7 protein-coding genes and 1 pseudogene are annotated in these 9,192 nt (G+C 71.2%); 1 reads left to right on the top strand and 7 read right to left on the bottom strand.

Annotation, left to right across the window (positions count from 1 at the left end; genetic code table 11):
- Nucleotides 1-145: 145 nt before the first annotated feature.
- Nucleotides 146-1,531, bottom strand: a complete 1,386-nt coding sequence (locus ACWDO5_RS34155; protein ID WP_450534431.1) for a PAS domain-containing protein — start codon at nucleotides 1,529-1,531, stop codon at nucleotides 146-148.
- A gap of 557 nt (nucleotides 1,532-2,088) precedes the next feature.
- Nucleotides 2,089-2,712, bottom strand: a complete 624-nt coding sequence (gene pdxH / locus ACWDO5_RS34150; protein WP_450534432.1) for a pyridoxamine 5'-phosphate oxidase — start codon at nucleotides 2,710-2,712, stop codon at nucleotides 2,089-2,091.
- 463 nt (nucleotides 2,713-3,175) lie between these two features.
- Here pdxH and ACWDO5_RS34145 point away from each other — a divergent pair, with 463 nt between their 5' ends.
- Entirely contained in the window at nucleotides 3,176-4,276 is a 1,101-nt protein-coding gene (locus ACWDO5_RS34145) for a citrate synthase 2 (RefSeq protein ID WP_450534430.1), read from the top strand.
- A gap of 62 nt (nucleotides 4,277-4,338) precedes the next feature.
- Here the strand turns inward: ACWDO5_RS34145 and ACWDO5_RS34140 are convergent.
- The 5 genes and pseudogenes from ACWDO5_RS34140 to ACWDO5_RS34120 form a co-directional block, all read right to left on the bottom strand.
- Nucleotides 4,339-4,806 (bottom strand): annotated as a pseudogene (locus ACWDO5_RS34140) (2OG-Fe(II) oxygenase family protein); the annotation flags it as partial.
- A 190-nt stretch (nucleotides 4,807-4,996) separates the two neighbouring features.
- On the bottom strand, nucleotides 4,997-5,575 hold the full coding sequence (locus ACWDO5_RS34135; RefSeq protein WP_450534429.1) for a TetR/AcrR family transcriptional regulator: 579 nt from the start codon (nucleotides 5,573-5,575) through the stop codon (nucleotides 4,997-4,999).
- Nucleotides 5,563-6,309: an enoyl-CoA hydratase family protein gene (locus ACWDO5_RS34130; protein ID WP_450534428.1), complete on the bottom strand. Its 747-nt coding sequence runs from the start codon at nucleotides 6,307-6,309 to the stop codon at nucleotides 5,563-5,565. The genes ACWDO5_RS34135 and ACWDO5_RS34130 overlap by 13 nt, the downstream gene beginning before the upstream one ends.
- Nucleotides 6,306-7,901 carry a 4-coumarate--CoA ligase family protein gene (locus ACWDO5_RS34125; RefSeq protein WP_450534427.1) on the bottom strand — a complete coding sequence of 532 codons (1,596 nt, stop codon included), beginning with the start codon at nucleotides 7,899-7,901 and terminating at the stop codon, nucleotides 6,306-6,308. Before ACWDO5_RS34125 ends, ACWDO5_RS34130 begins: the two co-directional genes overlap by 4 nt.
- 40 nt (nucleotides 7,902-7,941) lie before the next feature.
- Complete coding sequence (locus tag ACWDO5_RS34120) at nucleotides 7,942-9,102, bottom strand: acyl-CoA dehydrogenase family protein (RefSeq protein ID WP_450534426.1); 1,161 nt, start codon at nucleotides 9,100-9,102, stop codon at nucleotides 7,942-7,944.
- Nucleotides 9,103-9,192: the final 90 nt, after the last annotated feature.

The following is a 9,192-nucleotide window of genomic DNA, read 5'->3' as shown; positions in this document are numbered from 1 at the left end:
ACCCCACAACACCGGGCACGCCGGACCGCCCAAACCCGCACCACGGACCCCCCACACCCCGCAACGCACCCGCACCCCGCACCGCGGACGCCCCGCAACGCACCCGCACCGCGGACGCCCCGCCACCCCCCGCAAGCCGCCCCCCTCAATCCCCCCGCGTCACCGCCGCCACGTCCATCGCCGACGCCGTCAGTACCGCCATGCTCTCCGCGTATATCGCGTCCGGGCGTTCGAACGGTGGGCGGCTCGCTCCGCGCAGGAATGTCACCACACCCAGCGTCCGGCCCCGGCTCCGCAACACCGTGCAGAGCGCGTGCACCGCGTCCCCGGGCCACTGGCGTTCCGCCGCCCAGTCGTCGGCCGGCTTGCCCGTGGGCGCGCTCGCGCGCACCGAGCCGTTGCGGTCGGCCGCCTGCAGCGCCGGATGGCCCGGTGGGTAGCGCACGGGGATGCCGCCGCCCTCCACCGGGACGCACGGACCCGGCGCCCCCGACGGTGTCGCCGCCACGCGGATCAGGCGTACGCCGTCCGGTTCGGCCAAGTCGATCAGCGCATGGTCCGCGAAGCCCGCCAGCGCGAAGTCCAGATACGCCGTCGCCGCGTCCATCGGGTCCTCGCACTCAGCGGCGGCCCGCCCCGCCCGGTGGAGCTGGCTCGACCGGAAGCGCAGCCGGTCCGCCTCCTGCTCGGCCAGCTTCGACTCGGTCACGTCGTGGAACAGCCACCCCACTCCGAGCGGAACCGGCTCCTCCGCCAGCGGTGAGGCCAGCCGCAGGAACCCGCTGCGCCAGCACCGCCGCCGCTCCCCCTCGGCCGTGCCCAGCGTCACCCACAACTCCACGAGCCCCCGAGGCGCACCCTCCGCCAGCACATGGTGGAGCGCGCCCTCCAGCTCCTCCACGCCCTGGACGATCAGCTCACCCAGCGGCCGCCCGAGCGGAGACGTACGCCCCGCGCCGAGCGAGCGCGACGCATAGCCGTTGACGACGGTCGGCCGCAGGTCCACGTCGACCAGGACGACACCCCAGGACGCGTCCTCGAACAGCGCCTCGCTGAGCGCGATCGACCGCTCCAGGTCGATCTGCGCATGCACCTCGCTGAACGCGCAGTACACCCCAGCCGGTTTGCCGTCCGCGCCGAGCACCCGCGCCGACTGGGTCCGTACGAGGACCCGCCCGCCGTCCTTGCGCAGCAGCGCGAACTCGTGGACCTGCCGCCCCGGCGTGTCCATCGCGGCCATCAGCCGCCCCTGCACCTCCCCGGCGTCGGCGGTCCGCACCGCCCACCCGGCGAACCCGCGACGCCCCACGGCCTCCTCGGACGACCACCCGAGAATCCGCTCGGCCTCGCGGTTCCAGTGCGTGATCGCGCCGTCGGCGTCGAACGCACACAGCGCGGCGTCCATCCCGTCGAGCAACGCGGCAAGCAGCTCCGACCCCGGCACCGTCACGGGCTCCACCGAGCCCCCGCCCTCGGGCGCCGGCTCGTCAGGCCCGAGCGCGTTGGTGGTCTCACTCCTGGAAGCACTCATCCCGGACCCCCTGCAGGACGCCTCCGCGCATGCTGATGCACGTCAGACCATTCAACTGGAACGTGACGCAGGACACATAGGGTTCCCAAAATCTTTGTACCCCCGATTAATTCGATTGATCCTCGATCCGTCGGTTCCTAAGGTGTGGGGTACACGGTGAAAGGAGGTGATCCGGAAGTGAAGTCTTTTCGGATGCGTGAGGTGACTGCGGGCTGACGGCCCGTCGTCGCACTCTGTGTGCAGCCGACTGACTGTCGGCCGAAATTCCAAGCAGTCACCGACCCGCGGGCTCGCCGGCACATCCGGCCGGCTCCTCTCCGGAGGAACCAGAGCCCGCGGGTTTCTGCATTTCCGGGCCCAGAGTTTCCCGGCCCAGAGTTTCCCGGCCCGGACTGTCGGCGGCGCCGCGGCTGCCGGCCTTCCGGGTCGGGCAGGCGCTGCGGTCGAAGCGGGCGGTGCTGGTGCTGGACCGGGAGCGCGCCGTCCGGCATGTGCAGTTCCCGGTGACCGACATCCCGGCGGCGGTGCGCACCGCGCTGCGCCATGGGCGGCAGCTCTCAGGGTGACAGGCGCTCGACCTTCCAGCCCGACTCCGTACGGACATACCGCAGCCGGTCGTGCAGCCGGTTCTCGTGGCCCTGCCAGAACTCCACTGTCTGCGGATCGATCCGGTAGCCACCCCACTCCGGCGGCGCGGGGACCTGCTCTCCCTCCGGGTAGCGGGTCGCCAGCTCCTCGTACCTGCGCAGCAGTTCGTCGCGCGAGCCGATCACCGCCGACTGCTCGCTCGCCCATGCGCCGAGCTGCGAGCCGTGCGGACGGCTGCGGAAGTACGCGGCGGTCTCGTCCCGTCCGATACGGGCCGCGACGCCCGTGACGATGACCTGGCGGGCCAGCGAATGCCAGGGGAAGAGCAGCGAGACGTACGGATTGGCGGCCATCTCGCGGCCCTTGCGGGAGTCGTAGTTGGTGTAGAAGACGAAGCCGTGCGCGTCGTACTGCTTCAGCAGCACGGTGCGGGAGGACGGGCGGCCGTCGGGGGTGGCGGTCGAGACGATCATGGCGTTCGGCTCGTGCAGACCGCCGGACGCGGCGTCCTTGAACCAGCGGGCGAACTGGTCCATGGGGTCGGCGGCCAGATCCGTCTCCAGGAGCGGGGTGGAGCGGTACTGCTCCCGCATGACGGCGGGGTCGTGCGAGGCGGCTCCCGGTTCCGGGGTGGCTCCCGGTTCCGGAACGGCGGGATCCGGGACGACGGGTCCAGAGCCGGCAGCTCCGGAGGCAGCGGCTCCGGAGGCGGCGGGATCCGGGACGGCGGGGTCCGGGACGACGCGTCCCTGCGCGGCGAGATCGTGGTCGGTCACGGGGCCATCCTGCCGCAGGGGCCGAGTTTGCCCGGCACGGAGTGCCGCCAATCCTCCCCACCCGAAATCGGGCAGTGTGCCGGATGTCACGCTTCCCCGCATCAGCCGGACCCGCCAAAATCTTGGGTCGGGCCTCTGTGGCCTTCATACAGCAGGGGATATCGTGCCTGCCTCCCGGCGGTTGGATGACCACCAGTCGCACGGGGCATCACCGGGGTGACAGATCCGCACCGACCCACGGCGACCCACGCCTGTCGCACACACCTTGAGGAGCCGCCTGATGTCCGACTTCGTACCTGGACTCGAGGGAGTCGTCGCGTTCGAAACGGAGATCGCCGAACCCGACAAGGAAGGCGGGGCGCTCCGTTACCGAGGCGTCGACGTCGAGGATCTGGTGGGTCACGTCTCGTTCGGGAACGTATGGGGGCTGCTGGTCGACGGCGCCTTCAATCCCGGTCTGCCGGCCGCTGAGCCCTTCCCGATCCCCGTGCACTCCGGCGACATCCGCGTCGATGTGCAGTCCGCGCTGGCGATGCTCGCTCCGGTGTGGGGTCTGAAACCGCTGTTGGACATCGACGAGGCGCAGGCCCGCGACGATCTTGCGCGGGCGGCCGTCATGGCGCTTTCGTACGTGGCACAGAGTGCGCGCGGCCAGGGGCTGCCGATGGTCCCGCAGAGGGAGATCGACAAGGCGCAGTCCGTCGTCGAGCGGTTCATGATCCGCTGGCGCGGGGAGCCGGACCCGCGGCACGTCAAGGCCGTCGACGCGTACTGGACCTCGGCCGCCGAGCACGGCATGAACGCCTCCACGTTCACCGCCCGCGTCATCGCCTCGACCGGCGCCGATGTGGCGGCCGCGCTGTCCGGTGCGGTCGGCGCGATGTCGGGGCCGCTGCACGGCGGGGCGCCCTCCCGCGTCCTCGGCATGATCGAGGAGATCGAGCGGACCGGGGACGCGACGGCGTACGTCAAGCGGGCCCTCGACAAGGGCGAGCGGCTGATGGGCTTCGGGCACCGGGTCTACCGCGCCGAGGACCCGCGGGCGCGCGTCCTTCGCCGTACGGCCAAGGAGCTCGACGCGCCGCGCTTCGAGGTCGCGGAGGCGCTGGAGAAGGCCGCGCTGGAGGAGCTGCACAACCGCCGCCCGGACCGGGTGCTGGCGACCAACGTGGAGTTCTGGGCGGCGATCATGCTGGACTTCGCCGAGGTCCCGGCGCACATGTTCACCTCGATGTTCACCTGCGCCCGCACGGCGGGCTGGTCGGCGCACATCCTGGAGCAGAAGCGGACGGGCCGGCTGGTGAGGCCGTCCGCCCGGTACATCGGTCCCGGCACGCGGAACCCGCGCGAGATCGTCGGCTACGAGGACATCGCGGGCTGAGTCGTTCCGTACGGTACGGCGCCGTGCCCCTGGTCAGGCGGGGGTGCGGCGCCGTACGCGTGTCACGCGGGGACGAGCAGGTCCTGGTGGTGGCGGGCGGCGACCTGGGGGTGGGCCCGCAGCCAGCCCTTGAGCTCGTTGCGGCCGTACTCGGCGAAGAGCGGGTTGGCCGGGTCGGTGGTGACACCGGGGGCCTGCGCCGCATGCGGGAAGGGCAGCGGGGCAATCCGGGCGTCCAGGCGCGGGTTGTAGAAGAACGGCACGGAGTAGCGCTCGGTGGCTCCGGGCGGGCTGACCACGCGATGGTTGGTGGCCAGCAGATAACCGTTGGTGGCGACTTCGAGGAGCTCGCCGAGATTGACGACGAAGGCGCCGGCGATCGGCGGCACCTCGTGGAAGAGCCCGTCGCCGCGCTGGACCTGGAGGCCGCCGATCTCGTCCTGGTGGAGCAGGGTGAGGAAGCCGTAGTCCTTGTGGGCGCCGACGCCCTGGTCGCTGCCGTCGCCGGCGCTGCCCGGGTAGCGGACCAGCCACGAGCCGGGCTCGTCCGCCGCACAGCCGGGCCATGTCATCGAAGTCGGGCGTCCGCGTCACGACCCGCTCCGGCCGGCGCAACGCCATCTCCGGGACAGCAGCGTCGATGGCGTACACCGTGATACGCGTCGTCTCGGCCATGAGGTCGGCATGCTGCGGCATGCGCCTTCGAGGACGCCGAAGGGATCAGTCCAGCGCCTCGTCCAGCAGCGCCGCCCACTGTGACACCACTCTCCGGCGGCGCGCGGCGTCATCCGTGAGGAGGTTGGCGAGGCCCAGGCCGCGGGCCATGTCCAGCAGTCCCTGGACCGTTTCCCGTACGCCCGGACGTGACTCGTCCGCGTTCAGCAGCTGAACCGCGATCCGGTGGGTCTCGCGGCCCACCCTCGCCTCCAGCTCCGTCACCCGTGACCGCAGTTGCTCCTCGTTGGACGCGGCCACCCACAGCTGCAACGCCGCCCGGAACAGCGGCCCCGTATAGAGGTCGACCAGCGCCGCCACGACCGCCGTGCGGTCCTGCGTCGCGAGCGCGCGCAGCGCCTGTGAGCGCTCTTCCGCGACGTACTCCACGGCCGCCGTGAACAGGTCCTCCCTGGTCGGGAAGTGGTGCTGCGCCGCACCCCGCGAGACTCCGGCCCGCTCGGCGACCGCCGAGACGGTCGAGCCCGCCCAGCCGTGTTCGGCGAGGCAGGCCACCGCGGCTTCCAGCAGCCGCTGCCGGGTCGCCCGGCTGCGGTCCTGCTTCGGAGGGGTCACAACGCCCATGCGGGGTCCCGCCGTTCGAGGAAGGCCGTGATTCCCTCGCGCGCCTCCGGGGACGCGAAGAGCGACGCCGAGCGCTGCACCAGGTCCTCGGCGTCCCGGTCGAAGGCCTCGACGACCCGGGCGGCGAGCAGCTCCTTCGACGCGGCCAGCCCCTGTGGCGACGCCCCTCGCAGCCCGTCGAGAACCGGGGCGAGCGCCTCGTCCACATCGTCCGCGGAGAGCGTGAGCAGCCCGGCCCGTACCGCCTCCGCCGCGTCGAAGCGCTCCCCGGTGAGGTAGAAGCGCTCGGCCGCGCGCGGGTCCATCCGCGGCAGCAGGGGCAGCGAGATGACTGCCGGCGCGACCCCGATGCGTACCTCCGTGAACGCGAAGTCGGCCCCCGTCGACGCGGCCGCGATGTCGCAGGCGCCGAGCAGGCCGAGGCCCCCGGCCCGTACATTTCCGGTGACGCGCGCCACCACCGGTTTGGGCAGCGTGACGATCTGCCGCAACAGCCCGACGAAGGTGTACGGATTGGGCGGGGCCTTCAGATCCGCGCCCGCGCTGAACGTGGACCCGGTGTGGGTGAGGACGACGGCCCGTACGGACTCGTCCTTGGCGCAGTCCGCCAGCGCCTCGCCGAGCTCGCCGACAAGCCGCGCCGACAGGGCGTTGCGGTTCGCCGGTGAGTCCAGCGTCAGGGTGGTGATGCCGCGCTCGTGGGCGGTTGCGAGAAGCGTCAAATGTCGTGTCACGTGTTGTCCCTCTCCCGGTTCCTCAGTTCACGCCTGAGGATCTTCCCCGAGGCGGCACGCGGCACCCCGCCGATGAACTCGACGCGCCGGATCTTCTTGTACGGCGCCACGCGCCCGGCGACAAAGGCTATGACGTCGTCCTCGTCAAGGTCTTCGGCGGTCCGCTGCCGTACGACGTACGCCTTCGGGATCTCGTTCCCGTCCGCGTCGTACACGCCGATCACCGCCGCGTCCGCGATGCCTTCGTGCGTGAGCAGCAGCGCCTCCAGCTCGGCCGGGGCGACCTGGAAACCCTTGTACTTGATCAGTTCCTTGACCCGGTCGACGACGAAGAGCCAGCCGTCGGCGTCGACGCGCCCGACGTCGCCGGTGTGCACCCAGCCGTCGGCGTCGATCATCTCGGCGGTGGCGTCGGGCCGGCCGAGGTAGCCCTTCATCACCTGCGGGCCGCGGATCGCGATCTCGCCGACCTCGCCGACGCCGACGTCCTTGCCGGGGTCGTCGAGGGAGACGAGCCGCATCTGGGTCGAGGCGATGAGCTTGCCGACGGTGCCGGGCGGCGGGCTCTGGGCGCCCAGCGGCACGACATGGGTGCCGGGCGAGAGTTCGGTCATGCCGTACGCCTGGCCGATGGGCGGGAGCCCGAGCCGCTGGGAGCAGGCGGCGGCCAGTTCGGCGTCCAGAGGGGCGGCCGAGCAGATGATGTACTCCAGCGAGGACAGGTCGTACCGCGCGACGGCCGGGTGCTTGGCCAGGGCGAGGACGATCGGCGGCGCGACGTACAGGCCGTTGATGCGGTGCTTCTCGATCGCCGCGAGGAAGGTGTCGAGCTCGAAGCGGGGCAGCACGACGACGGTGGCGCCGTTGCGCAGCGGGGCGTTCATCAGGGCGGTGAGGCCGTAGATGTGGAAGAACGGGAGCACCGCCAGGATGCGGTCGCCCGGGCCCATCGGCATCAGCGGGTAGAGCTGGGCGAGGTTGGTGGCGATGGACCGGTGCGTGAGCATCACGCCCTTGGGGACGCCGGTGGTGCCGGAGGAGTACGGCAGGGCCGCGATGTCCTCGGACGGGTCGATGGCGACGTCCGGCTCGGGTGCGGCCCGGCCGAGCATGTCGAGGATGCTCACATGCCCGTCGGCGCGGTCGCAGACGAAGATCTCCTCGATGCCCGCGACCAGCTCGGCGGCCCTGCGGGCGGTTTCGAGCAGCGGTGAGACGGTGACGATCCAGCGGGCGGAGGAGTCACGGAGCTGCCCCGCGAACTCCTCCGTGGTGGCGAGCGGATGGACGGTGGTGACGGAGGCGCCGGCGCGGGTGGCCCCGTAGAAGACGGCGGGGTACGCCACGGTGTTGGGGCTGTGCAGGGCGAGGACGTCGCCCTTGCGCAGGCCCGCGTCGGCGAGTGAGGCGGCGATCCGCCGGTGGAACAGGTCGAGCTGCGCGTACGTGACGGTGGTGCCGTTCACGCCGTCGATCAGGGCGGTCGTGTCGCCGAACTCGGCGGCGGCCCGCCCGAGCACCGCGTCGTGGATCGGCTCGACAACGGCCGGGACATCCGCGTACTCGCTGGGAAACACGCTCTGAAACACCATGACGGCCCCCTCGCTGTGTGGACGGCCAGAATCGCCTGTGTCAGTACGACTTGGGGAGACCCAGGGACTGGTGGGATACGTAATTGAGGATCATTTCGCGGCTGACCGGGGCGATCCTGGCGACGCGGGCGGCGGTGATGAGCTGGGCGAGGCCGTACTCGCGGGTGAGACCGTTGCCACCGAGGGTGTGGACGGCCTGGTCGACGGCCCTGACGCAGGCCTCGCCGGCGGCGTACTTGGCCATGTTGGCGGCCTCGCCTGCGCCGATGTCGTCGCCCGCGTCGTAGAGGGCGGCGGCCTTCTGCATCATCAGGCGGGCGAGTTCGAGCTCGATGTGGGCTTGGGCGAGGGGGTGGGCGATGGCCTGGTGCGCGCCGATGGGGTCCTTGAAGACCTGACGGGTCCGCGCGTACTCGACGGCTTTGGCCAGCGCGTAACGGCCCATGCCGATGGCGAAGGCGGCAGTCATGATGCGCTCGGGGTTGAGCCCGGCGAAGAGCTGGAGGAGGCCGGCGTCCTCTCCCCCACAGCCTTCGGCGTGGGAGGTACCCCCACCGACGAGTGCGTCCTCGGGGAGGCGGACGTCGTCGATCACGAGCTCGAACTGCTTCTCCTGGGCGGCCAGTTCCATGTCGATCTGCGAGCGCTGGAAGCCGTCGGCGTCACGGGGGACGATGAAGAGGCAGGGCTTGAGCTTGCCGGACCTGGCATCCTCCGTCCGTCCGACGATGAGGGTGGCGTCGGCGATGTCGACGCCGGAGATGAAGACCTTGCGCCCGTTGAGTACCCAGCCGTCGTCGGTCCGGCGGGCGGTCGTGGTGATCCGGTGGGAGTTCGACCCGGCGTCGGGCTCGGTGATGCCGAAGGCCATGGTGAGGCTGCCGTCCGCGAGGCCGGGCAGCCACTGCTGCTTCTGCGCTTCGGTGCCGAAGCGGGCGATGACGGTGCCGCAGATGGCGGGCGAGACGACCATCATGAGGAGGGGGCAGCCGGCCGCGCCCAACTCCTCGAGCACGATGGACAGTTCCTGCATCCCACCCCCTCCGCCGCCGTGCTCCTCGGGAAGGTTCACCCCGAGGTAGCCGAGCTTGGCGGCCTCGCTCCACAGCTCTTCGCGTACGTATCCGCGCCCGTGCCGCTGCCCGAGCGCGGCGACGGCGGAGCGCAGCGCGGTGTGTTCCTGGGTCTCTAGGGTGCTCATGCTTCCTGTTCCTCCTGTACGTCTGCGACCTGTACGTCTGCGTTCTGTACGTCTGCGACCTGTACGTCTGCGTTCTGTACGTCTGCGACC

This window comes from Streptomyces sp. NPDC000880 (assembly GCF_053599675.1).
Note: the sequence above shows the minus strand (reverse complement) of the source record. Positions and strands in the feature narration are given on the sequence as shown.

Coding starts and splice junctions, on each gene's coding strand:
- ACWDO5_RS34120 (WP_450534426.1), bottom strand. CDS start 9,102: ATGAGCACCCTAGAGACCCAGGAACACACCGCGCTGCGCTCCGCCGTC.
- ACWDO5_RS34155 (WP_450534431.1), bottom strand. CDS start 1,531: ATGAGTGCTTCCAGGAGTGAGACCACCAACGCGCTCGGGCCTGACGAG.
- pdxH (WP_450534432.1), bottom strand. CDS start 2,712: ATGCGGGAGCAGTACCGCTCCACCCCGCTCCTGGAGACGGATCTGGCC.
- ACWDO5_RS34135 (WP_450534429.1), bottom strand. CDS start 5,575: ATGGGCGTTGTGACCCCTCCGAAGCAGGACCGCAGCCGGGCGACCCGG.
- ACWDO5_RS34125 (WP_450534427.1), bottom strand. CDS start 7,901: ATGGTGTTTCAGAGCGTGTTTCCCAGCGAGTACGCGGATGTCCCGGCC.
- ACWDO5_RS34145 (WP_450534430.1), top strand. CDS start 3,176: ATGTCCGACTTCGTACCTGGACTCGAGGGAGTCGTCGCGTTCGAAACG.